The organism is Actinomadura sp. NBRC 104412 (assembly GCF_030269515.1).
Taxonomy (GTDB): Bacteria; Actinomycetota; Actinomycetes; order Streptosporangiales; family Streptosporangiaceae; genus Spirillospora.
Genome location: NZ_BSTM01000010.1, coordinates 204051 through 226608, shown reverse-complemented (window position 1 = coordinate 226608; position 22558 = coordinate 204051). Strand labels below are relative to the sequence as shown.

23 protein-coding genes are annotated in these 22558 nt (G+C 70.7%); 6 read left to right on the top strand and 17 right to left on the bottom strand.

Features of this window, described 5'->3' with window-relative positions; translation table 11 throughout:
• Positions 1-4: 4 nt before the first annotated feature.
• Complete coding sequence (locus QSK21_RS15675) at positions 5-298, bottom strand: SDR family oxidoreductase (protein WP_285696538.1); 294 nt, start codon at positions 296-298, stop codon at positions 5-7.
• A 170-nt stretch (positions 299-468) separates the two neighbouring features.
• Here QSK21_RS15675 and QSK21_RS15670 point away from each other — a divergent pair, with 170 nt between their 5' ends.
• Entirely contained in the window at positions 469-996 is a 528-nt protein-coding gene (locus QSK21_RS15670) for a hypothetical protein (RefSeq protein ID WP_285696537.1), read from the top strand.
• Positions 997-1315: 319 nt separating this feature from the next.
• Positions 1316-1744, top strand: coding sequence for a hypothetical protein (locus QSK21_RS15665; protein ID WP_285696536.1), 429 nt, complete (start codon positions 1316-1318; stop codon positions 1742-1744).
• A 4-nt stretch (positions 1745-1748) separates the two neighbouring features.
• Here the strand turns inward: QSK21_RS15665 and QSK21_RS15660 are convergent, their stop codons facing one another.
• Positions 1749-2219 (bottom strand): acyl-CoA thioesterase, encoded by a 471-nt coding sequence (locus QSK21_RS15660; RefSeq protein ID WP_285696535.1) that lies wholly within the window; start codon positions 2217-2219, stop codon positions 1749-1751.
• A 184-nt stretch (positions 2220-2403) separates the two neighbouring features.
• On the opposite strand from QSK21_RS15660, the gene QSK21_RS15655 reads away from it, so the two are divergent.
• Positions 2404-3168: an SGNH/GDSL hydrolase family protein gene (locus QSK21_RS15655; protein ID WP_285696533.1), complete on the top strand. Its 765-nt coding sequence runs from the start codon at positions 2404-2406 to the stop codon at positions 3166-3168.
• Between the two features lie 54 nt (positions 3169-3222).
• Here QSK21_RS15655 and QSK21_RS15650 read toward each other — a convergent pair whose 3' ends face one another.
• Positions 3223-4581: a protoporphyrinogen/coproporphyrinogen oxidase gene (locus QSK21_RS15650; RefSeq protein ID WP_285696532.1), complete on the bottom strand. Its 1359-nt coding sequence runs from the start codon at positions 4579-4581 to the stop codon at positions 3223-3225.
• Positions 4571-5191, bottom strand: a complete 621-nt coding sequence (locus QSK21_RS15645; protein ID WP_285696531.1) for a TetR/AcrR family transcriptional regulator — start codon at positions 5189-5191, stop codon at positions 4571-4573. Before QSK21_RS15645 ends, QSK21_RS15650 begins: the two co-directional genes overlap by 11 nt.
• A gap of 60 nt (positions 5192-5251) precedes the next feature.
• Between QSK21_RS15645 and QSK21_RS15640 the strand changes: the two genes are divergently transcribed.
• Positions 5252-5659 (top strand): nuclear transport factor 2 family protein, encoded by a 408-nt coding sequence (locus tag QSK21_RS15640; protein WP_285696529.1) that lies wholly within the window; start codon positions 5252-5254, stop codon positions 5657-5659.
• A gap of 145 nt (positions 5660-5804) precedes the next feature.
• On the opposite strand, the gene QSK21_RS15635 is transcribed toward QSK21_RS15640, so the two are convergent.
• Together QSK21_RS15635 and QSK21_RS15630 are read right to left on the bottom strand one after the other, a co-directional pair.
• Positions 5805-6362, bottom strand: coding sequence for an anthrone oxygenase family protein (locus tag QSK21_RS15635; protein WP_285696528.1), 558 nt, complete (start codon positions 6360-6362; stop codon positions 5805-5807).
• Positions 6363-6367: 5 nt separating this feature from the next.
• Entirely contained in the window at positions 6368-7195 is an 828-nt protein-coding gene (locus QSK21_RS15630; RefSeq protein ID WP_285696527.1) for an NAD(P)H-binding protein, read from the bottom strand.
• Positions 7196-7328: 133 nt separating this feature from the next.
• On the opposite strand from QSK21_RS15630, the gene QSK21_RS15625 reads away from it, so the two are divergent.
• Positions 7329-8264, top strand: coding sequence for a LysR family transcriptional regulator (locus tag QSK21_RS15625; protein WP_285696526.1), 936 nt, complete (start codon positions 7329-7331; stop codon positions 8262-8264).
• Positions 8265-8288: 24 nt separating this feature from the next.
• On the opposite strand, the gene QSK21_RS15620 is transcribed toward QSK21_RS15625, so the two are convergent.
• The 11 genes from QSK21_RS15620 to QSK21_RS15570 form a co-directional block, all read right to left on the bottom strand.
• Entirely contained in the window at positions 8289-9095 is an 807-nt protein-coding gene (locus QSK21_RS15620; RefSeq protein ID WP_285696525.1) for an SAM-dependent methyltransferase, read from the bottom strand.
• A 115-nt stretch (positions 9096-9210) separates the two neighbouring features.
• Positions 9211-10887 (bottom strand): B12-binding domain-containing radical SAM protein, encoded by a 1677-nt coding sequence (locus tag QSK21_RS15615; protein WP_285696524.1) that lies wholly within the window; start codon positions 10885-10887, stop codon positions 9211-9213.
• Positions 10888-10927: 40 nt separating this feature from the next.
• Positions 10928-11617 carry a 2'-5' RNA ligase family protein gene (locus QSK21_RS15610; RefSeq protein WP_285696522.1) on the bottom strand — a complete coding sequence of 230 codons (690 nt, stop codon included), beginning with the start codon at positions 11615-11617 and terminating at the stop codon, positions 10928-10930.
• Between the two features lie 106 nt (positions 11618-11723).
• Complete coding sequence (locus QSK21_RS15605; RefSeq protein ID WP_285696520.1) at positions 11724-13196, bottom strand: class I adenylate-forming enzyme family protein; 1473 nt, start codon at positions 13194-13196, stop codon at positions 11724-11726.
• Between the two features lie 74 nt (positions 13197-13270).
• Positions 13271-13522, bottom strand: a complete 252-nt coding sequence (locus QSK21_RS15600; protein WP_285696519.1) for an acyl carrier protein — start codon at positions 13520-13522, stop codon at positions 13271-13273.
• Positions 13523-13586: 64 nt separating this feature from the next.
• On the bottom strand, positions 13587-15299 hold the full coding sequence (locus tag QSK21_RS15595; RefSeq protein ID WP_285696517.1) for a condensation domain-containing protein: 1713 nt from the start codon (positions 15297-15299) through the stop codon (positions 13587-13589).
• Positions 15292-17166, bottom strand: a complete 1875-nt coding sequence (locus QSK21_RS15590) for a glycoside hydrolase family 127 protein (protein ID WP_285696516.1) — start codon at positions 17164-17166, stop codon at positions 15292-15294. The genes QSK21_RS15595 and QSK21_RS15590 overlap by 8 nt, the downstream gene beginning before the upstream one ends.
• A 50-nt stretch (positions 17167-17216) precedes the next feature.
• Positions 17217-18080 (bottom strand): glycosyltransferase family 8 protein, encoded by an 864-nt coding sequence (locus tag QSK21_RS15585; protein ID WP_285696515.1) that lies wholly within the window; start codon positions 18078-18080, stop codon positions 17217-17219.
• Between the two features lie 5 nt (positions 18081-18085).
• Positions 18086-19324, bottom strand: a complete 1239-nt coding sequence (locus QSK21_RS15580) for an ABC transporter substrate-binding protein (protein ID WP_285696514.1) — start codon at positions 19322-19324, stop codon at positions 18086-18088.
• 68 nt (positions 19325-19392) lie between these two features.
• Complete coding sequence (locus tag QSK21_RS15575) at positions 19393-20226, bottom strand: carbohydrate ABC transporter permease (protein ID WP_285696513.1); 834 nt, start codon at positions 20224-20226, stop codon at positions 19393-19395.
• Entirely contained in the window at positions 20223-21200 is a 978-nt protein-coding gene (locus tag QSK21_RS15570) for a carbohydrate ABC transporter permease (protein ID WP_285696511.1), read from the bottom strand. Before QSK21_RS15570 ends, QSK21_RS15575 begins: the two co-directional genes overlap by 4 nt.
• Before the next feature lie 249 nt (positions 21201-21449).
• On the opposite strand from QSK21_RS15570, the gene QSK21_RS15565 reads away from it, so the two are divergent.
• Positions 21450-22487, top strand: a complete 1038-nt coding sequence (locus QSK21_RS15565; protein ID WP_285696510.1) for a LacI family DNA-binding transcriptional regulator — start codon at positions 21450-21452, stop codon at positions 22485-22487.
• Positions 22488-22558: the final 71 nt, after the last annotated feature.

Here is a 22558-nt window from a genome sequence, read left to right as displayed (position 1 = left end):
GCCACTAGGCCCTCAGTCCTCGGTCCACGACGACGGTGCTGCCGGTCATGCCTGCGCCGGTGTCGCCGATCAGGAAGGCGACCGCGGACGCGAGAAGGAGGCCCGGAAGAACGGCCCGGGTCATGTTGAGTACGGCGGCCTTGGTGGTGCAGTAGGCGAGCGTTCTCTCCTCGCCGTAGAAGGAGTCGGCCGAGCCGGAGTTGACGATGGAGCCGCCGCCGTTGCGCCGTGTCGCCCGCGCGGCGGTCTGCATCATCATGAACGCGCCGCGGACCTCCTGGACCAGCCTGGCGGCCACCCAGTCGGCACGCCCCACCGCCCAGCCCGGCTGACAACGTCCCGACCTGCCCGCCGAGGGTCCGTCCGGTTCACAGCCGCCGACCCGGCTCGAATCGGGCGGTACGCCCGTGATGTGATCGCTAGCTTTGTGGCATGGCTGATGCTGTTTCGTACAGGCCGAACGACTTCGTGGCCCTGATGATCCTGGGCGTACTGCCATGCATGACGTTGGGACTCATCATCGGCGGAATCGCCATCGAACGGGAGTCGCCGGGGCACGGCGGAACCGTAATGATCGGCTCTTCGGCTCTGCCGGCCTTCTTCATGTTCATGTCCATTCGCGGCTGGTTCAGTATCCATGTCGACGCCGAGGCACTGTCCATCGTGGGGTTCCTCGGCCTGTGGCGTGCCCGGATGCCGTGGAAGGACCTTGAGGCGGTGGGGCTCGTCCCGGCCCAGGTAGGGATGTCCCGTGAGATGCACAAGGAAACGCTCAAGAGCAAAGCGGGCAACCCGAAGAGGCTCAACGTTCCCGTGCTCGCCGTGCGACCGGTCCGGCCCTACTCCAAGGCCCCTTGGTGGGCGCTGCGCTGGGACAACGAACACCGGCTGCTGTGCATCGCGGGCCTGGACAACTGGTCGGCCTCCCGCCAACAGATCATCCGCGACCTGCGGCGGCTCGCGGGGCCGGCCTGGCGCGAGGAACTGCACATCTGACCAGACGGCAGCGCACTTCCAGACGTGCAGACGCGAGCCCGCTGCCCGGCCCAGGTGGCGACCCTTTACCGGACGGCGGCACCGCGAGGATCGCTTTCAACGCGCTCATCGGCCGATTCGCGAAATCACGCTTGGCCGTCCCTCCGGAAGAGCTCCTCATCAACGGGCTTGGCCGCACTGCCGTCCTGTGGCATCGCGTCGGCGTCGCCCCTACCGAGCCTGTCCGGTACGTTCCTCCTCAAGCCAGTCCCCCCGCGCTTTGTCCTGGAGGTTGCCCATGACGTCGGAGTCGTCCGCCATCCCCCCAAGACCATGGGAGGTGGTCGCCGTTCTGATCTGGGTGGGCCTGTCTTGGGCTGCGGTGACCACGTTCGGCTTCGTCTATTCGGATCCCATCACGGGCGAGGACATCTTTTACACGCTGGGGTTGACGGTCATTCTCGGATTATGGATGTGGCGGGTCTGGGATGGCGGACCCATGGCCGTCCATTACATGCGGCAGTTGCTCTTGGCATTCGGGGTGTTCGCCCCGGGCGGCGTGGCGCTCCTCGTTGTGTTCACGCTCAGCGGGTTCGAGATGAGGGGCGTCTTGGAGGACTGGCCCACTGCCAAGCTGGCCGTGCGCACCCTGCCGGTGATCGCGTTCGGCGTGGTGTCCTTCACGCTGTCCAGGATGCTGCGCCGGCCGATCGTGCGTGCATGGATCAGTGCGCGGGCCGCTGCGGGGCGACCGGACGCCAGGGCCTGAACGGTCAGGATCCATCGTTCGGACGGCAGTGCCGGGTGAGGACCGGGGGCAGTGGCACGGCGTGGCCGTCGCGCACGCACACATAGGTGATCGTGCCGACGGCCACCAGGTCGTCGCCGTACCGCATCGTGAAGACCATTGTGAGCGACGTCCTGCCCAGTCGGGCGGGAGCGCTTTCGACGGCCAGGACCTCGTCCAGGCGGGCAGGGCGATGATGCTCGCAGCCGCTCGCCTTTATCACCAGGTCGTGGCCGTCCCGGCGCAGGGATTCATAGCCGCCCAATCCGTCCAGCCAATCGAGGAACGCGTCCTCGAAGAATTCGTAGTAGCGCAGGGCGTGCATCATTCCCTGCGCATCGCAGTGCCTGGGCCGTACGCGCAACTCAGAGATCACGGAAAGAATCCTAGGGGTGTCGGCGCGTACGGCTTCGTCCGCCGGCACGCGCCGCGGCGAGTGATCCGTGATTTTCGCCATGTGAATTCACCTCGACCTGTTCAGCCGCGTCCTGGCATCGGTTGAACGGCTCGCCCCGGACACGATGCATTCCCTTTGAGCGGACGGCATCTCCGGCGTCGCGTACCCCCGCCGGTCGGCCGGTGAGGGCGGCGACCTAACATACGTACATGCACGTACGTATGTTACTGGAAGGGGCGCGCCGATGGGCTACCTGAGGTACGTCGCGGTCGGGGACAGTCAGACCGAGGGGCTCAACGACGGGGACGAGCGGACCGGCTACCGGGGCTGGGCGGACCGGCTGGCCGAGATGCTGGCCGCGGAGGAGCCGCGGTTCCGGTACGCCAACCTCGCCGTCCGCGGGAAGCTCGCCCGGCAGATCCTCGATGAGCAGGTGGGCCCCGCCCTGGCCCTGGAACCGGACCTGGTGACGGTCACGGCGGGAATGAACGATCTGATGCGGCCCGGCTTCGACGCCGCCGCCGTGGCCGAGGACCTGGACGCGATACTCGCGGCCTTCACCGGCGCCGGCGCATGCGTGGTGACCTTCACCTACCCCGACATCGCCCGGGTCGTCCCCCTGGCCCGGCGCGCGCGGCCCCGGGTGCTGGACTTCAACGCGCGCATCCGGGAGTCCGTCCGCCGCAACGGCGCCGTCCTGGTGGACACCTTCCACCACCGGGTGACCACCGATCTACGGATGTTCAGCCCCGATCGCTACCATCTGGCCCCGCTCGGGCACGCGCGCCTCGCCGCCGCCGTCGCCGAGGCGCTCGGCCTGCCCGGCAGCGACCAGACCTGGACCGAGCCCCTTCCGCCGGTGCCTCTCCCGCCGCCGTGGCGTCGCGCCGGCGCCGAGCTGGTGTGGGCCGCGGCCTTCGCGGGGCCTTGGGCGGCCCGCCGGCTGCGGGGCCGGTCCTCCGGCGACGGCCGCACCGCGAAGCGCCCTGAACTGCGACCGATGATGTGAGCGGCAGGGGGCGGCCGGTCTCCCCGGCCGCCCCCGGTCCTTGGGTGATGGCGATCAGGGACCGGCACCGCTTCGCTCGGGTGGTGCGCCGGTGAGCTCGGCGACCAGCCTGTCGGCGGCCCACAGGCCGTTGAAGGCGGCCGAGTCGGACCAGGGAAAGCCGAGGTAGTCCCCGGCCAGCACCACCGGGCTTGCTGCGGGCAGCCGGGTGCGGTAGCGCCGCACCGCCTCCGCATGCCCGATCGGTACGTAGGGCATGGCCTCCTGCCAGCGGGTCACCCGGCTGTCGGTGACACGGTCCGCGAGCCCCGGCAGCCATGGCGCCACCGCGTCGACGGCGGCGGCGCGGACGGTGGCGTGATCGGCGGTCGCCAGCCGTCGCGCGGCGTCCTGCCCGAACATCACGGTGAGCACCTCCCCCGGCCCGGCGTTGGTCCGCGAGTGGACGGCGACAGCGGCCAGCGGAGAGGACGACACCGGTGTCACCAGGACTCCGTACGCGCCTCCCAGTTCGTCCTCGGCCAGCGGCTCGGCCAGGGCGAGCCCGGCGAGCAGCCCGCGGCTGTAGGGCGTGGAGAGCACCGCGGCCTCGTCGGGAGCCGGGTCGGCCAGGATCCTCGTGGCCGCGCCCGCGGGGACCGCGATCACCGCCGCCGCGGCTTCCCGCCGACCCTGCGAGGTGGTCAGGACGACGCGACCGCCAGGGGACTCCGGCCGCTGGACGCGGTCGACCCGGACCTCGTACTCGATGGTCAGCGTGTCCGCGAGGGCGCCGGTCAGCGTCCCGAGCCCGCCGCTCAGCGTGAACGCCGAGGCGCCGCGGGCGGAGAAGGCCGCCAGGGTGCCGGGCAGCGCGGCGCTGTTGGCATCGAGTTCCTGGAAGTAGAGGCCGTGCACGGTCGGGGAGACGAGCCGCCGGGTCAGGCCCTGCCCGAACCGCTCCCGCGCCCATTCCAGCCCGTCGCGCTCGCCCAGATCGGTCCAGCGTCCGAGGTCGTTGGTCGGGCGGGCGGCCAGCTCGCGGCGTGCCACCCATCCGCCCCGGGCGGCGGGGACGAGGTCACGGCTCCGCAGCAGGCCGCCGGCCACCATGGACAACGGCCTGCGGGTGTCGAAGCGCCAGGATCGGCCGTCGTCGGCCACCATCGTCCGGCCGGAGACCGTGGTGATGCGGTCCTCCAGCCCGAGCGTCGCGAGGAGGCCGGGGATGGACTCGTAGCCGGTGGACAGGAATTGGGCGCCCCGTTCCATGAGCCCTTCCCCCACCGCCTGCGTGGACATGCGCCCGCCGGGGGCGCGCTCCGCCTCGAGGACGGTCACGCGCAGCCCGGCCGTGGCCAGCCGATGGGCGGCGCTGAGGCCGGCGATGCCCGCGCCGACGACGACCACCTCGTCCGAACGATCACTGCGCATGCGTCACGCGTCCTTCCTCCGTGGAACGCTTCTGCGGCCCGGCCTCCGCCGGTGGATCCGGAAGGACGGCGCGGCACGTGGCCACGATCAACTTATCGACCAAGGCCGGTGGCGGCCGGCCGTCCAGCAGGTAGCGGCGGACGCCGCCGTAGGGGACGTCGACCACGGCGAACATGAGCCGCCGCCGGTCGATGCCTGGATGTGCCGCCGCGTACGCGTCGAGCGCGGCCATCACGCGGGCGTTGACGTCCTCGTCCATGCCCTCTCCGGGCGGCGGATGCCTGATCAGGTCCTTCCGGCGGTGCAGGAGCAGCAGCGCGGCCTCGGCCGGATGCGCGCGGCACCAGCGCGGAGTATGGAGAGCGGCGGCCTCGGCGTCTCCGGCCTCCAGGGCCGCCACGAAGCCCTCCTGGAATCCGCGGACGCTGCGCAGCCAGAGAGCGGAGAGCAACAGGTCGCGTGAGCCGAAGCGATGGTAGAGCGATCCGGTCGGGGCGTCGAGCCGGGACGCGATGGCGGACATCGTGACGGCGCCGGGTCCGCCTTCCGCCACGAGGTCCAGGGCCGCGTCGAGGATCTGGTCCCGGCTGAACTTCGCAGGTCTTCCCATGCGCCCCCATCCATGTTTTAGTTGGATTGTTCTAGAATACATCTTCTAATAAGGAGACGCATGCGCACCGCCGTCGAGGTCGTCCAGCGCTTCTATGCCGCGGCTCAAGCCGCGGACGGCGCAGCGATCATGGCCTTGCTGCATCCCGATGTGCAGGTCCACACGGCACCGGGCATGCCCTGCGGGGCCGGCGGTGCCTTCCATGGGCCGCGGGACGCGCTCACCCGGGTCTGGGGCGCGGTCTTCGCCGACTTCGACACCGCCCCCTACGCCGAGAGCTGGCACGAGACCACCGACGGGACCATCGTCGTCACAGGCCACTACCGGGGCAGTGCGCGCGCGACCGGACGGCCCCATGAGGCCGAGTTCGTCCACCTCTGGCGGGTCACCGGCGGGCGGATCTCCTGGCTGCACCAGTACACCGACACCGCCCGCTGGCACCAGGCCCTCACCCCCGCGGCCGGCTGAGACGGCGACCTGGATCGGGCGGCCCTGCGGGACACGCAAAGGCCGCCCGGCCGCGCTCCACGGTCGGCCTGTCTGGTGTTGAACGATCGTCGGCCACGGCAGGGGCCATGGGGCCGTCCGCCGTGGCCGGGGTGGGAAAGGCCGATCAGCGCGCTCCGGCGGCTGTCGGCGGGGTGACGTGCTGGTGCGCGGCGGCGCCGGACCGGGCGGCGTTGGGGGCGTACAGGACGAGCGCCCAGGCGAGGCAGGCGAAGGCGGCGGTGTGCACCACGGTGCGGACGATGTTCCAGGTCACCCATCTGTCCTCGAAGTTCGCGCGGGTCGCGGACAGGTCGGCGATGCCGGCGGGGTCCCCGGCCCGGTCGAGCCGATCGTTGAGCGGGATGTTGATGCCCCGGGTGATGAGGAACGCGACCAGGTAGAGCGCGAGCCCGGCGAGGATCCAGGGCAGCGCGGACCGGCCGTGACCGCGCCAGGCGAGGACGGCCGCCAGGATGATCAGCGGGAGCGAGCCGACGAAGGGCAGCAGGAACCAGGGATTGATGATCGCCCGGTTGATGTTCTGCATCGCCTCGACGAGGGTGCGGTCGGACGAGCGGCCCAGGCCCGGCATCACCGAGCAGGCGTAGGCGAACAGCAGCCCGGCGACGAGCCCGGTGCTGACCGTGGACGCCATCAGGGTGATGGATTGCAGGGTTCTCATCCGGGTCACCGCCCGTTCCAGATGCCGGTGGCGGCGGCGTCGCGCGCGTAGTCGGTGAAGTCGCGGGCCGGGCGGCCCAGCACCTGCCGGACGCCGTCGCACACGTAGGCGTTGCGGCCGTCGAGCACGGTGGCGAACAGGTAGGTCAGCAGGTCGATGACGTCGGCGGGGACGTCCTGGGCGGCCAGGCCCGCGGCGAACTCCTCGGCGGGGATCCGCCGGTAGGCGATGGTGCGGCCGGCGGCGGCGGAGATGGCGGCGACGGCCTCGGCGAAGGTCAGCAGCCGCGGGCCGGTCAGCTCGTAGATCCGGCCGAGATGCCCGTCCTGGGTGAGCACGGCGGCGGCGACGTCGGCGATGTCGTCGGCGTCGACGAACGGCTCGCCCACCTCCCCGGCGGGCAGGAGCAGCTCGCCGTGCACGAGGCCGTCCACCAGGTAGTCCTCGCTGAAGTTCTGGTCGAACCAGCTACAGCGCAGGACCGTCCAGTCCGCGCCGGAGGCGGCCAGCACCTTCTCGCTGGCCTGGGCCTCCTCCTCGCCCCGGCCCGACAGCAGCACCAGACGGCGGGTCCCCGACCGCAGCGCCGTCTCGGCGAACGCCCCGATCGCCTCGGGTGCTCCCGGCGCCGCGAGGTCGGGATAGTAGGACAGGTACGCCGCGCCGACGCCTTCCAGCGCGGGCTGCCAGGTGTCCGGGTCCGCCCAGTCGAAGGGCACCCCGCCGGACCGTGAGCCCACCCGCACCGGGCGGTTCTGCGCGGTCAGCCGCTGCACGATGCGCCGCCCGGTCTTTCCGGTGCCTCCGGTGATGAGGGTCATATCGCCGGTCATACCGTTGCTCCTTCGTTGAGAGATAAGCGCGGCTTCTTCGGGCCGCGTCTCAACGGTCGCCCCGGAGCGGGTTGGCAACAATGGCCAGGTGTGCAACGGTCGTTAACCTAGGGGTTCACGATCGGGGGTCGAGGTGGAACGGCGCGATATCGAGATCTTTCTGACGCTCGCGGAGGAGCTGCACTTCGGCCGTACCGCCGAACGCCTGCACGTGTCCACCGCGCGGGTGAGCCAGACGATCAAGAAGCTGGAGCGCAGGATCGGCGCGGCCCTGTTCGAGCGAACCAGCCGCCGGGTCGTGCCGACCCCGATCGGGCGGCGCCTGGAGGAGGATCTGCGGCCCGCCTACCAGCAGATCCTCGACGGCATCGACAGGGCGATCTCCGCCGGGCGCGGGGTCGACGGGCTGCTGCGGGTCGGCTTCGTCGGCACCGTCGTCGGGCGGTTCCTCCACCAGGTCTCCGCCAGGTTCCAGGCGCGGCATCCCGGCTGCCAGGTGCAGATCGTCGAGGCCCGTTACAGCGACTTCCTCGACCTGCTGCGCGGCGACGAGCTGGACCTGGTCCTGGTCCCGGTCGACGTCGACGAACCCGGCATCGTGTGCGGTCCCGTGCTGTTCCGCGAGCCGGTCGTCCTCGCGGTCTCGTCCCGGCACCGTCTCGCCCGGCGCGGCTCGGTCTCACTGGAGGACCTGAAAAGCGAACGGGTGTTGCGGCCCCGCGGCCTTCCCGCCTACATGAACGAGGGCCTGGTGCCGTCCCGCACGCCCGGCGGCGCGCTCGTCGGATCCGGTCCCGAGTTCAGCACCGTCCAGGAGATGCTCTCCCTCATCGGCGCGGGCCTGGGCGTCTTCGTGGTGCCCGCCCACGCGAGCAAGTACGACACCCGGCCCGACATCGCCTACGTGCCCATCCTCGACGGACCGGCCAGGGAACGCCGGTTCGCCTGGCGCGCCACGGCCGAGACCAACCGGATCCGCGCCTTCACCCAGGCCGCCGCCGACATCATCGCGGCGGAGGGAGGATTCGAGACGGTGACCGTGCCGCCCGCCCGGCGACCCGGCGCATAGCCGCGAACCGGGGGTCGTCGCGGCTCAGGGTTTGCGGCCGATGCCGGCCATCTGGTCCATGTCCCGGACGACGCCCAGATCGATGCCGTCCGGGCGCCATCGCGTCGTGGTGACCAGTCCGGGTTCCAGCATCTCCAGCCCCTCGAAGAAGCCGGCGATCTCCTCGGGATGGCGCGGGACCAGGGGCGGCTTGCCGACCTTGTTCCACTGGGCGGCGCCCCTGTCCATCACCTCGCTGTGGACGGCATGCGCGATCGCCAGGTGGCTGCCCGGCGCCACGGCCTCCAGCAGCCGGGCGACGATCTCCCGGGCCTGGGCCGTGTCCGGGATATGGTGCAGGATCGCGATCAGCATGATCGCGATCGGCCGGTCGAAGTCGAGGACGCCGGCCGCCTCGCTCAGGATCGTCTCGGGATCTCGCAGGTCGGCCTCGATGTAGTGCGTCGCGCCCTCCGGGGTGCTGGTCAGCAGGGCCTCCGCGTGGACCAGCACCAGCGGGTCGTTGTCGACATAGACGATCCGCGATTCGGGGGCGATGGACTGCGCCACCTCGTGGGTGTTGTTGGCCGTGGGCAGGCCCGTGCCGATGTCGAGGAACTGCCGGATCCCGGCCTCGCGGGTGAGATGGGAGGTGCCGCGCACCAGAAAGGCGCGGGAGGCGCGGGCCAGAGGGATCACATCCGGGTTGACCCGGGCGACCTGCTCCCCCGCCGCCTGGTCGGCCGGGTAGTAGTCCTTGCCGCCCAGGAACCAGTTCCAGACCCGGGCCGTGTGCGCCACGCCCGTGTCCAGGTTGCGCTGCCGCCGTTCGGCGGAGGAGTCGCCGTTCACGAACGCATCTCCGTCCTTTCCGGACGAAAGGCCGCTGGGAGCGCCACTATATCGGTGGGCACGATCCCTGGGCACGATGTCACGAGGCGCGGGCGCGCGGGAACCACGCGGCCTCTCACGCCGCCGGGTCCGCGGCCCCTGTCAGGATCGGCGTCGCTCCGCGGACGCCGCCGACCAGGGACGAGCGTTCCTCCTCCAGCCGGAACCGGACGGCGGCGAGCCCGGACTCGCCGCATCCGTTGAGGGCGGCACGGCTGAGTTCGTCCGCCAATGCGAGATCGAGCCGTTTCAGCGCGAAATACAGGTCGGCCAGCATCCTGTCGTCCTCCGGCGGCCGCCCGTCCCGCCAGGCCATCCGCGCGACCCGGTTCTTGAGCGCGTACAGGGCCGGGCGGGCGATGCCGCGCTCCCACTCCACGACCTGATCGACGATTCCCGCCACCACGGGGTCCTCGTAGCGCACCTCGTACTCGACGATGGTGGCGGTCCGGGGGCCGAGCAGGTCCTGGTCACGCAGGACCTTCACCGAGGGGCTTCCCTCCAGCGGCCGCATGCGGCTCAGCGGATAGGTCACGAAGCTGTCGTGCGGGGACGCGGGCAGCAGGTCGTTCCGCCGGATGAAGGCGACGTTCTCCTGGAGCTCGGCGGGGGTGACCATCGGGTCGAACATGATCCACCCGCAGGCCGCCTGGATGCCCAGGTCGGTGAGCGTGTTCAGGGCCAGCTCGTTGTCCTCCGGCCGGACGCCTTTGTAGTAGCGCCGTAGCTGGCCCGCCGCACCCGACTCGATTCCTAGATAGATTTGTTTGAGTCCTATCTCGTGCAGGCGGCGCAGCGCCTCGATCCGCTTGTGGTTGTTCTTGTGGTCGAGGTGCGCGCCCATGTCCAGCAGATCGCCGTTGCCGCCGCGCCTGTTCCGGCGGATCACGTCGTCCACCCGCATGGCCATGTCGAACGTCGGCATGGGAATTCCGTCGTCGAGCAGTTCCCGGCGCAGCCCGTACAGTTCGTTCGAGAACGTCAGCGCACGCTCCGGCTGGTCGGCCATCCACTCCTCGTCGGCGAAACGGATATGGGAGATGCCGTAACGCGCCAGGACCGACAGTTCTGTCAGGACGGAATCCTTTCCGCGCGGCCGCCAGTCGCGTGAACCGGCGTCGGGCATGATGGCGCAGTAAGTGCATCCCCAGCCGCTCTTCTTATGCGGGCAGCCCCGGCTGGCCTCGACCCAGACCTCCTCGTACAGCCCGGGTGTGTAACGCGCGAACAGGCCGTCCCAGTCCGCCGGGGGCAGCAGTTCCAGCTCGAACCTGTTGGCGTCGGAGAGCGTGGGCCGCCCGGCCTCCGACCAGGCGCATCCCGGCAACCGCCGGGGATCCACCTCGCCTTTGGCGACCTGGGAGACCAGGCGCAGCAGGAACATCTCGCCCCGGCCGACGCAGCAGAGCAGATCCGGATACCTTTCCAGCAGCCACGGGTAGGCGTAGGTCGGCAGCACATTGCCGGCCACCACGCGGGAACGGTCGAACCAGCCCTCCTGCCGGAGCCGGTCCAGCAGGAGCCCGGCCTGCCTCAGGGTGCCGTACTGGGCGGAGATCCCGATGATGTCCGGCCGCTCGGCGTCGAGGGCGGGGAGCAGATCCGCCTCCAGATCACTGAGCTGCAGATCGGTGTAGGTGACGGAGACGCCGTTATGGCGGGACCTCAGGAACGCGCCCAGCGTGATGATCGCGAGTGGCGTCGTCGTGAGCGGATAGGACTCCGCCTGAAGGCTTACGAGATGAACGCGCATCGCCGTGACCCCAATCGTTTGGCATTGCGGACGATTTGCTTCACGGCGACCTCCGCGCGCACTTGGCGAGTATGGCGGTGTTGGCCGCCGACAGGACCTTGTCGGTCCGTACGATCTCGACGTCGTCGAGCAGGAAGCGACCGATCTCGATATCGCGATGACCGGCCACGATCGCTTTCGCGGGCGCGATGTCCCGATGCCTGAAGCGCAGCACATTGCAGAACCCGACCATGTCGGCGGGTCTCCCGGGAATGGCGCCGGCGGACGGCGTCAGCGTCCGGCGCACGGCGGCGCGGAGACGGAACAGCCTCCAGGCCGGGCTCGCGTGCACCTGCGCGAACACCGTGGCCCGTGAGATGGCCAGCCCGCGAAGGGACAGCTCCACGGGCCCGACCCTGGACAGGCAGTCCGTCAGCGCCTCTTCGATCCGTTCGACCGGGACATCGCGGTAGGCGTCCAGGTTGGTGAGGGTCACGTGGAGGTCACCCACCGGGTAGACGTAGTGGCCCCCGTGCGCGTCACCGGCCGGAAGCACCGCCTCCCGCAACCGCGCCCCGAGGTGATCCGGAACGCGGACGACGCTGGTGAGGATCGTGCCGCTCGGCGAGGGGACCCAGATCGTCGGGCCGCCACGGGACAGATGCCATGCCTCGCGCCTGCGCAGCGTGGAGAACAGCAGCCTCGAAAAGGGCATGGAGAAGATCGAGCGTTGTGCGTGGGTCGCCGGCAAGCCTCGCTCCTGAGATCGTTCAACGGTCGTGTCCATCGGCGGGCATTCTCGTGCGGGAGGCGAGGTCCGGGCGGGCGGTCGACCACATACGCCGGCGGGATCCCGTTCACGACGGCACCCGTCCTCGCAGCGGTTTCCCGGTCGCCGACCGGGGGATCGCCGCGACGCGTTCGATACGCGCCGGCACCTGATGCGGCGCCAGCCTCTCCCTGCACCAGGCGATCAGGGAGCCTTCGGCGGCGGCGTCCCGCAGCACCACCCGGGCCACCGGCACCTGGCCGCGTACCCGGTCGGGGGCGGGCAGCACCTGGACGTCCAGCACGCCGGGGTGAGCGGCCAGGACCCGTTCGACCTCGGCGGGGCCGACCTTCTCGCCCGCCACGTTGATCATCGTGTCGACCCTGCCGAGCAGCCTGATCGCGCCGCTCGACGGGTCGATGGAGGCGAGGTCGCCGGTGCGGTACCAGCCGTCGTCCAGGTCGAGCGGCCGCATCCCGCCGGGTTCCATCCGGCCCGCCGCCATCCCGTCCGAGGACAGCAGCAGCTCCCCTGTGGTGCCGCCGCGGCCCTCTCCGTCCGGCGCCGGGTCCCCGGTCTCCGCCGCCGTGTCGATCCTGACGGAGATCCCCGGCAGCGGGACGCCGACGTCTCCCGGGTCGTCCTCCCCGGTGACCGGCTTGAACGCGATGATCCCGGCCTCGCTGGATCCGTAGCCGTTGTAGAGCGTGAACGAGTACCGGCGCAGGAGCCGGGCGGCGGCGCCGGGCGGCAGCGGAGCTCCGCCCGACACGCAACCGCGCAGCCCGGCGAGGCCCTTGGTATCCCCGGGCGAGGGCGCGGCGTCCTCTGGCAGCCCGGCGATCAGGTTGTAGTGCGACGGGAGCGCGACCATCGTGTGCGCGCCGTGGTGACGGGCCGCGCGGTCCAGTTGGGAGGGCACCGAGCGCGGAGAGCAGAACCACACCGGCGCTCCGCGCAGCAAGGGCGCCAGCAGGCCGGTGCTGAACCCGTATCCATGGAAGACCGGCGCGCAGGTCAGCACCGGGGTGTCCGGCCCGTACCCCAGGAACCTCGCGATCCGGCGGGCGCTGAGGAGCACCGCGGTGGCGGTCGTGACCACCCCGGTCGGCGTTCCGGTCGAGCCCGAGGTGAGGAAGATCTGCGACCGGCCGGGGAGGCCGGCCATGCCGGGCGCGTCGTCGGAGCCCCTCTCGTCCCACCGCAGCCACAGGCCGGTGTCCGCGAGCCGCCGTTCGTCGGCGCCCGGTGTCCGTGCCCTCCCGTCGTGCAGGGTGACGGCTCCGGGCGCCGACTGCGGCATGGCGGGATCGCGGTGGACGATGGGAAGGCCGGCCAGGTCACAGCCCAGAGTGGCCATGGCGGTGGCGACCGGGTCCGACAGCTCCGCGTTCACCGGCCGCCGGTGCGGCACACCCGGCCCGGTGAGCCGTTCGGCCAGCGCCTCCGCGGCGTCCAGCAGGGCCTGGAAGGTCCAGACGCGTCCGTTGTTGACGATGGCCGCCGCGTCCGCCGCGCCGGGACCCTGCCGTACGGCGTCGGCGATGCCGCCAGTGCTCATGGTTGCCTCCCGTTGGTGGCGGTGGCGGGGATCGGTGTTCCGGGCACGGCGGTTCCCGCCGGTGCCGGCCGGTGCTACAGGTGCTCGACGGCGTAATCGGCGATCTTGCCGACCGTGCAGAAACGGTCGAGACTCAGTTCCTCGTCCGGGATGACCACCCCGAACTCGGTCTCCAGCCAGACGAGGGCCTCCAGGATCATCAGGGAGTCGAATCCCGGGTAGTCACGCAGGTCCTTGTCCTCATCGACCTCCAGGTCACCCAGCTCCGGCAGCGCCGCGCGCAGGTGGCCGGTCACGGAGTCGACGATCTGATGGCGGTCGGCCATGGTCGCCTCCCGGTTCTCCGGCGGGTCTCTTCGGTGGGCGGGTGGTCGGTCCGGGACGTCGCCGTCATCGCCGGGCGGCCACGGCCAGGGCGGGCTGGCGGCGCCATCCGTCGGCGCCGAGGACGGGTGGCGGTAACCGTTCGACCAGGACGAAGCGGTCCGGCAGGGCGACGGTCGCGTCCTGCGCCAGGGCCGCGAAGCACCGCTCCGGAAGGCGGTCGAACTCCCGCCTCGGCACGGGCCCGGCCAGATAGGCGACCAGTTCGTCGCCCACCGCGAGGTGCACCGCCTCGCGGGCGAGCCCGGCCCGGTCCGCGACCATCGCCGCGGTGGCCTCCAGGTCGGTCCACGACTCGCCCAGCCTGCGCCATTCCGGTCCTCGGGGGAACGGGACGAGTCCCGATTCGGCGATGGCGGCCCGCGGCTCGTCGCCTGCCGTGGCGACGTGGACGACCAGCCGCTCGATCCCGAACAGGAGCGCGCGGACATCGCCGGGCGGTAGGCAGGCCGTGTCCGCCAGCACCGAGATCCGGTCCTCGAACGGGAGGTTGGAGATGACCAGGCATCTGACCCCCTCCACCTCCCGTTTCTCCGTCCATCTGAAGGCGGTGCCGGGGCGCAGCGCGGCGAGCGCGGCCGACAGGTCCTCGATGGGTTCCGGGATCGGCGGCGGCGCGGCGACCGGCAGCCCCATCGTGTTGATCATGGTGTCCAGGGCCGTGCGGGTGCCTCGCCGCGTGTCGAGGTCGTCCAGCAGCGCCCGGATCTTCACCGGCGAGCACCGCGCGTGGCGGGCCGATCGGATCACCTCGTCCTGGACGGCCCGCGCGGTCACCGCGAACGAGCCCCGGTCGAGGTCGAAGACGACCGGGACCTCCTGGAGGAAGATCTCGACGGAGTCGTTCCGTTCGGGCCCCCACCGATTACGGACCTGCACCTTCACGGCGCACCGGTCGATGTCCGCCAGATGCCCCAGGTGCAGCGCGAGCGCGGCGAGGACGACGGAGTTGGCGGAGATCCGGTATCGCCTCATCAGTGCCGCCACTCCCAAGGCGAGGGCCGGCGAGGACAGTTCCCCGCGCCAGTAGCGGGGAGCCGGGTCCGTTCTCGGACGGGTGGCGAACATGGTCCGCGGGAACCTCTCCAGCCTGGATCGCCAATGGTCGAGCGACCTGGCCTCGATACGCCGGCCGAGGTCGGAGTTCTCGAACGCCGCCTGGTCGATGGGCCGATGCTCCGGCGGCGCACCGGGATCCCCGCCGCTCAGGAGCCTCTCCAGATCGGCACGGAGGATCCGCCCTCCCCACGCGTCGGCCACGATATGCGAGAACGCCAGGACGACGGCCCGGGGCGCACCGCCTTCGACGCTGATGCCGGCGCGCACGGGCAGCTCGTTCGCCAGATCGAACGAACGGCCCGCCAGCCGCGCGGCCAGTTCCTCCACGCTGCGTTCCGGGCCGGCACGGATCTCGCTGATGCGGAGCTCCAGCTCACCGTCGCTCAGCTCGACCTGGTAGGGCTCCAGGTCGTCGCCGAGGGGATAGGTGGTACGCAGCGAGGCGTGCCTCTCGACCAGCGCCGTCACCGCGCCCGCGACCTCGCCGACCGTCGGCCCGGCCGGGACCGGGACGACGAGCGTGAGGTTCATGTGCTCGTCGTGCGGGGCCAGGGAGGCGGCGGCATCCCAGATGAAGCGCTGCCCCCAGGTGAGCGGCCCGGTGGCCGGGTCCGGCACCCGCGCCGCGAACCGGACCACGACCCGTCCCTCGTCATCCATCGTCGCGGTTCTCCCGAAGCCGGGTGACCTCCCGGAGCCGGGTGTCCTCCGGGAGCCAGACGCGCATGGTCGCGGGGCCGCGATTGCCCCACATGTGGTACGGGACCAGCGTCGTCGCCCCGGGGGCACGGGCTTCCGGACGCGGCGCGCCGTAGGGCCATGGACCGTCCCCGGACACCGTCCGTGCCGGGACGGAGAGCAGGATGCGGCCGAGCCCGTCGCCGTCCCTCAGCTCCCGTGGCGGCGCCGACGTGTCGACGTGAAGCCCGGCCAGCGGCGGGTCGTCGTCGAGGGACTCGGCGCAGTAGACGAGCGGACCGCGCTCGACCGCCACGCACCCGCGGACCGCGTCGATGCGCGGGTCGGGACGGGTCCAGCGCGGCTCCATGGGCAGGTCGAGGCGTATCTCGTCGCCGGGACGCCAGTCGCGCTCCTCGACCAGGTAGGACTCCGTCCGGCCCGCCCACGGCGGGATCCGCACCGACAGCCGCCACGGCCCCCCGTCCGTCTCGTCCACCCGCACGGTCACCTCACCGGACCAGGGATAGCCGGTGTCGACGCGGAGCCCGACCCGGCGCCCGTCCTCCAGCGTCGTCTCGATCGTGCACGGGGCGAGCTGCTGCACTTGGACGCCATGGTCGTCGCGCGTGGCGATGTAGCCGCCGAGGCTGGAGAACGTGCGCGCCAAATTGTTCGGGCAGCACGACACGCTGAACCACGGCGCCCGCAGCGGCGCCTCCACGCGCGGGTTCACCACGTCCGGATCGGGCACCCGACCCGGCACCCGCACCTGCAACGGGTTGGCGTAGAAGAACGCGTGGCCGTCCGCCGCCGGGGAGGTGGCCACCACGTTGTAGAGGGTGCGCTCGGCCAGGTCGGCGTAGCGCGGGTCGCCGGTCGCGAGCAGCAGCCGCCAGCACAGCATGACCGACGCGACGCCCGCGCAGGTCTCGGAGTACGCGCGGTCGGGCGGCAGCTCCCAGTCCTCACCGAACATCTCGCCGCTGTGCCGCGACCCCATGCCTCCCGTCAGGTAGGTGCGGGCGGCCACCGTACGGTCCCACTGGTCGATGATCGCGGCCAGCAGGTCCTCGTCGCCGGTCTCCACGGCGACGTCCACGGCGCCCGAGGCCAGGTAGAGGGCGCGTACGGCGTGGCCGCGGAACACCCTGGCCTGCCGGACCGGCATGTCGTCCTGGAAGTAGGCGCGGCCGAGGTGGATGTCGTCGAGCACCGGCCGGCCGCGCCGTTCCACGAACAGCCTGGCCTGCTCCAGGTACCGCTCCTCCCCCGTCACCCGGAACAGCTCGACCAGCGCCATCTCGATCACCGGATGTCCGCACACCGACTCGCGGGCCCCGTCCGCGAACTCCCGGCAGACGTGATCGGCGGCGCGGATGGCGACCTCCCCGAGCAGGCCGGGGCCCGGGGAGCGCAGCGACGCCACCCCGGCCTGGATGAGGTGGCCGAAGCAGTACAGCTCGTGGCCCCACTCCAGGTCGGCATAGCGGTTCCCGCGCCAGCGGGTGTTCAGGTACCCGTCGGGCTCCTGCGCCCCCGCGATGATCTCGGAGAGCTCGTCGATCCGCGCTTTCAGGCCGGAATCGGGCTCGCGCCCCGCCTCCCAGATCATTCCCTCGAGCAGTTTGTAGATCTCCGAGTCGCTGAATTCGCGGCCCCGGTGCGGCGCGTCCGGCCGGCGGAAGTTGTCGATCCAGCCGAGGCGTTCCTCCCATGACCGGCAGTGTTCGAGGATCACATCGGCGTTCAGTCTTTGCCGGTCTCCCCAGAAGCCCGGCGCCAGCCGCACTTCGTCGATGCCGAGCGGGCGCAGCCGCCCGCCGCTCGGAATCACAGGTTTACTCACGGAGCACTCCCGGTTGGACGTCGCACACGTACCAGCGCCGTAACGGACATCTAGGTGGTCATTTGAAGGAGCCGAAGGTAACGATCTCGTAGTGGATTGTCGGGATAGTCGCACATCCAGGGTTTCCTGGGTCCGGCGAAATGCAGGACGGCGGCGGTCTCCTCCTCGGCCAGCAACCGGGCGAGCGGAAGCACCGGCTCACCTCGATGGACGTACCCGCCGAGCTGCACGAGGGGAGAGAAGGCGAACGTGTTCCATTTGCGGTCGAGCCGCAGCCAGTCCTCGTCGGCGGCCAGGTTCATCGCGTCCTGGTCCCAGTACCGGAGATTGTCCTGGCGCTCGACCAGAAGGCGGGACGCCGTCGCGAAGAAATCCCGCCGGCGGCATTCCTCGATGTCGACCAGCAGCACTCCGTTGTTGAAGTACTCGCGATCCCCGCTGAGTCCCAGGTCCTGCCATCCGGGCAGGGCCCGGCCGAGCCGGAGCACGGGTTTCGTCGGGTCGGGAACGGCGCCGAAGGGCGCCCCGTCGAGGGGCATTGCCAGCAGTGGGCGAATATCCTGCAAAAGGATGATGTCGACGTCCATGTAGAGCACGACCCGGTGGTCCGGGATGACCTCGGGAATGGCCAGCCGCGTGTACGTCGCGTCACTTCCGGTACGGAACGCCGGATACCTGGGGTCCGGCGGCGGGACGAGCCGAAGATCCACCGATATTCCCAGCCGGTCGGCGTTCGAGCGGATCGCCGTGCGGCTCTCCTCCTGGAGACCCTGGTGGATCACCAGGAGCGTGATGTCCGCCGCCGCGCCGGGCTCCGCCGTGGCGATCGACTGCATCAGCACGCAGAGAGGCCGGACGAAGCCGTCGTCCACACAGCAGACGATGGGTGCGAGCTCAACGGTGTCCGAAGGCATCGGTGTCACTGGCCCTGCTGCCGCGGTACGGACCCCACCGTCTGTTGTGCCTCCTTCAGCGCCTCCTCCGGCGTCTTGGTACCGGTGAGGGCCGCCTGGATCGCCGTCCAGACCGCCTGCGACACCTTCGGGTAGTTCGCGCCGTACTCGGTGGTGCGCGGCCGCGCGGTCAGCGACTGCTCGGCGAACACCGCGTACTCCTCGCCGCCCTTCAGGAACTCGGCGGTGACGGCCGGCTTGGTGGGCACGATGTACATCTCCTTGGTCAGCTGTTGCATGACCGCGGGTTCCTGCGTGCCCTTGACGAACTCCCAGGCCCACTTCTTCTGCGCGCCGTTGCCGGAGTCGCCCAGCGTCCAGGTCTCACCGCCGAGCGGGGCGACGACCTTCTGCCCCGGCCGCTGCACCGGGACCTTCGCGATGCCGTAGTCCTGGTTGTACTTCCAGCCCGCCTCGTTCAGCAACGGGAAGATCCACGGCCCGTTGATCATCATGGCGGCCTTCTTCTGCAGGAACTGCTGGGGCAGCTCGGGAGACTGGTCCCACTGGAGCACCGACTTGGACATGTAGCCCTTCTCGGCCCAGCCGGTCCACAGCCGGAGGGCCTGGACCCATGGCGGGGAGTCCACCTGGGTCATGCCGCCCCCGCCGCTCCACGCGAACGGCTCCAGTTGCCAGGTGGACTGCTCGTCGGCCGGGGCGGAGACCGCGATGCCGTAGGTGGGCGGTTTCGTCAGCCTCGCGGCCGCGTCCGTCAGCTCGGCCCAGGTCGTCGGCGGCTTGATGCCGGCGTCGTCGAGCATCTTCTTGTTGTAGAAGAGGCCGACCGAGTTGGAGCCCACCGGATAGCAGTAGTGCCTGCCCTTGAACTCGCACTCCTTGATGGCGCCCTCGTAGTACCCCTGCGTGGTGTAGCCGGGCAGGTCGTCGAAGGCGCGTAGCTGCCCGGTGGCCGCGACCTGCTGGAGGTTCGGGTTGTCGATGATGACGATGTCGGGCATGTCTCCGGCGCTGGCCGCCTGCAGCACCTTGGGCATGAGGTTCTCGAACGGAACGCTCTGCCGCCTGACGTCGACGTTCGGGTGCTTCGACTCGAACGTCCTGATGTAGGCGTCCACGGCCGTCTTCCCGCCGCCGGCCGTGTAGTAGTCCAGCAGGGTCAGCGTGACCTTGCCGTCCCCGCCCGATTCGGAGCCGCCGCACGCGGCGAGCGCCAGGGTCAGCGCCGCCACGGCCGCGCCCACCCCGAACCTCCTGCATCGAGTTGCCGTTCTGTCCATGCGAACCTCCGGGGTGGGAGTGGGGTTGGGGTTCATCCCTTGACCGAGCCGAGCGTGAGGCCGGCCGCGATGTAGCGCTGCGCGGCGATGAGCAGCATCGCGGCGGGCAGCAGGCCCATGACGGCCAGCGCCATCGCGGCGCCGAGATTCTGCTCGAACTGGCCGAAGTAGTTGTGGATGCTGAGGGTGATCGGGGCCATTTCGCTGCTGCCGGGCAGCAGCGTCAGCGCGAAGATGAAGTCGCCCCAGCCGTTGAGGAACGCGAACACCGCCACCGTGATGATCGCCGACCGGCTCATCGGCAGCACGATGCTGGTGAACGTCCGCCATTCCCCGGCGCCGTCGACCTCGGCCGCCTGCAGAACGTCCGCCGGCAGCCCCAGCATGAAGGCGCGCACCACCAGGATGGCGAACGGCACCGCGTAGCTGGCGTCGGCCAGGATCAGCCCGGGATAGGTGTTCAGCAGGTCCAGCCGGTGGTACAGCAGGAACAGCGAGTTGGCGATGACGATCGACGGCAGGATCTGCGCCACCAGCAGACCGCCGACGATGATCGCGGTGACCCGGAACCGGTAGCGGGCCAGCAGATGCGCCGCCGGAAGCGAGATGGCCAGGGTCAGCAGCGCGGTGCCCACGGCGATCAGCAGCGTGCTGAGGACGTGGCCGCCCTGGACGTCGATCACCTCGCGGTAGTTGTCGAGGGTCGGGTCCGGTGGCCAGAAGTTGAACCGGGCGCCGATGAGCTGCTCGTTGGTCTGGAACGAGGCGATGATCACCGCGTACAGCGGGAACAGCACGACCACCAGGGAGAGCAGCGCGGCGATGCTCGCGAGCACGGTGGTGACCGGACGCTGCCGCCGGTTCATGACAGCCCCCCGCGCAGCCACTGCCGGTTGAGCCAGATGTAGATCGGCGCCGCCAGCAGGGCGATGACCAGCAGTACGGTGTTGAGGGCCGCACCCGCGCCGTAGTCGTACTGCTGGAACGACAGGTTGTAGGCCCACGTCGCCAGGATCTGCGTGGTGTTGGCCGGGCCGCCCTGGGTCAGCCCGATCACCACGTCGAACACCTTGACGGTGAAGACGAACCCGAGCACGAACGCGACCTCGATGACCGGTCGGATGATGGGGAGCGTCACCCGGATCAGCCGCTGCCAGGCGTTCGCGCCGTCGATCATGGCGGCCTCCTGGAGCTCGGCGGGCACGTCCTGCAGCGCGCTGTACAGCAGCACGGTGAAGAACGGGATGCCGATCCAGATGTTGGCCACCAGGATGCTGACGAAGGCCCAGTCAGGGGTGAGCAGGAACCCGATCGGCTCGTCGATGACGCCGAGGGCCTGCAGGATCCGGTTGACCGCGCCGGCCTCCAGTTGGAGCAGGTACTGGAAGGTGAGCCCGGTGATCAGGAGCGGCAGCAGCCAGGGAATGATCACCAGGGAGCGGGCCAGCCGGCGCAGCGGGAACCGCAGGTTGAACAGCAGCGCCAGGCCGAGCCCGATGAGGAACTGGAAGAACAGCGATCCCGCGGTGAACAGGAACGTCCGTACGATGACGCTCTGCGTGGTCGGGTTGGACAGGACGGACTCGTAGTTGGCCGGCCCGGCGAACGGCGCGAACAGCGTGGAGATCGTGGCCGGCGAGGTCTCCTGAAAGCTGAGAAGCAGGTTGTAGGCCACGGGCAGCGCGAAGGCGAACAGTACGTACAGGCCCGCCGGCACCAGGAAGACCAGCCGGGACCACCGGCGGAACCGTGCCACCCGAGTGGAGGGCGCCATGTCCGGTACGCGCGCCGTCCGGGTCGCCCGCGTCTTCTCCGCGGGTGGGGCCGCACTCCCGGTCATCGCGGCTCACCCGAGTCCGTCTGGACGCCGGACACCGCGGCGAGCGCCGCCCGAAGGATCCCCGCAATGCCTCGACTGGAACTCCATGGCGTCTCCTCCTCGGAGCGGTCCCCGTCCGGCCAGATCGCTCGCGCCGAAAAAGGTTTTCGGTGGTTCTTAGTGGTATAGATCTAGAGAAGGCTCCTGTCAACGGAATGTTTCCGGATCGTTTCGGGAGCCCGAGCCCCCAGCAGATGAAAGGGTTTCACTGTGGCCCACAAGCGGCCGGTCACGATCAGCGACGTCGCCGCCCGCGCCGGGGTGTCGATCGCCACGGCGTCCAAGGCGCTCAACGGGCGCGAGCAGGTGCGCGCCGAGACCCGCGCCCGGGTGCTGCGGGTCGCCCAGGAGCTCGGCTTCGAGCCCAACGCCCTGGCGCGCGGCCTGCTGTCGGGCCGCACCCAGACGGTCGGCCTGCTCACCGGCGGCGTCGACCGCTTCAGCCTGCCGGTGCTGCTCGGCGCCGAGGACGCCTTCGGCGCGGGCCAGATGTCGGTGCTGCTGTGCGACGGCCGCGGCGACGCCATCCGCGAGCAGCACTACATCCGCACCCTGCTCGCCCGGCGCGTCGACGGCCTCATCGTCGTCGGCGAGAGCACCGACCCGCGGCCCTCCATCACCGAGGGCCTGCCGGTCCCCGTGGTGTACGCCTACGCCCCGTCGACCGACCCGAACGACGTCTCGTTCGTCCCCGATGACGTGGGCGGCGCCGGGTTGGCCATCAACCACTTGCTCACCCTGGGCCGCACGCACATCGCGCACGTCACAGGCCCGCTCGACTACCTGGCCGCGCGGGACCGCGCCGCCGGGATGCGCGCCGCCCTGGAGGAGGCGGGCCTGCCGCTGGCCGGTGGCGAGGTGCTGTACGGCGCGTGGTCGCAGCGCTGGGGCCGGCAGGCCGCCGAGCTGCTGCTGGCCCGGGTCCCCGACGTGGACGCGGTGTTCTGCGGCAGCGACCAGATCGCCTACGGGGTGGCCGAGGCCGCGCACGAACTCGGCCGCCGGGTCCCCGACGACCTGGCGGTCATCGGCTACGACAACTGGGACGTCTTCGCCACCGAGGCCCGGCCGCCGCTCACCACCGTCGACATGAACCTCGAACGCCTCGGCCGGGCCGCCGCCCAGCAGTTGTTCGCCGCCATCGACGGCGGCGCCGGCAGCGGCGTCCATCGCATGCCGTGCCGCCTGGTCGTCCGCGACTCCACCGCGCCGCAGCCACGCCGCGCCGCGCCGGACGACCGGGACTGACGGCCCCGTTGACGACCGAACCGGCCGAGCTCACGGTCACGGGCACCGAAAAGGCTTTCGCGCTTTCGGCC

Bases quoted from the DNA above. Each gene is read 5' to 3' on its own strand.
- QSK21_RS15660 (WP_285696535.1), bottom strand. From the start codon at position 2,219: ATGGCGAAAATCACGGATCACTCGCCGCGGCGCGTGCCGGCGGACGAA.
- QSK21_RS15655 (WP_285696533.1), top strand. From the start codon at position 2,404: ATGGGCTACCTGAGGTACGTCGCGGTCGGGGACAGTCAGACCGAGGGG.
- QSK21_RS15650 (WP_285696532.1), bottom strand. From the start codon at position 4,581: ATGCGCAGTGATCGTTCGGACGAGGTGGTCGTCGTCGGCGCGGGCATC.
- QSK21_RS15645 (WP_285696531.1), bottom strand. From the start codon at position 5,191: ATGGGAAGACCTGCGAAGTTCAGCCGGGACCAGATCCTCGACGCGGCC.
- QSK21_RS15640 (WP_285696529.1), top strand. From the start codon at position 5,252: ATGCGCACCGCCGTCGAGGTCGTCCAGCGCTTCTATGCCGCGGCTCAA.
- QSK21_RS15635 (WP_285696528.1), bottom strand. From the start codon at position 6,362: ATGAGAACCCTGCAATCCATCACCCTGATGGCGTCCACGGTCAGCACC.
- QSK21_RS15630 (WP_285696527.1), bottom strand. From the start codon at position 7,195: ATGACCGGCGATATGACCCTCATCACCGGAGGCACCGGAAAGACCGGG.
- QSK21_RS15615 (WP_285696524.1), bottom strand. From the start codon at position 10,887: ATGCGCGTTCATCTCGTAAGCCTTCAGGCGGAGTCCTATCCGCTCACG.
- QSK21_RS15605 (WP_285696520.1), bottom strand. From the start codon at position 13,196: ATGAGCACTGGCGGCATCGCCGACGCCGTACGGCAGGGTCCCGGCGCG.
- QSK21_RS15600 (WP_285696519.1), bottom strand. From the start codon at position 13,522: ATGGCCGACCGCCATCAGATCGTCGACTCCGTGACCGGCCACCTGCGC.
- QSK21_RS15595 (WP_285696517.1), bottom strand. From the start codon at position 15,299: ATGGATGACGAGGGACGGGTCGTGGTCCGGTTCGCGGCGCGGGTGCCG.
- QSK21_RS15585 (WP_285696515.1), bottom strand. From the start codon at position 18,080: ATGCCTTCGGACACCGTTGAGCTCGCACCCATCGTCTGCTGTGTGGAC.
- QSK21_RS15575 (WP_285696513.1), bottom strand. From the start codon at position 20,226: ATGAACCGGCGGCAGCGTCCGGTCACCACCGTGCTCGCGAGCATCGCC.
- QSK21_RS15570 (WP_285696511.1), bottom strand. From the start codon at position 21,200: ATGACCGGGAGTGCGGCCCCACCCGCGGAGAAGACGCGGGCGACCCGG.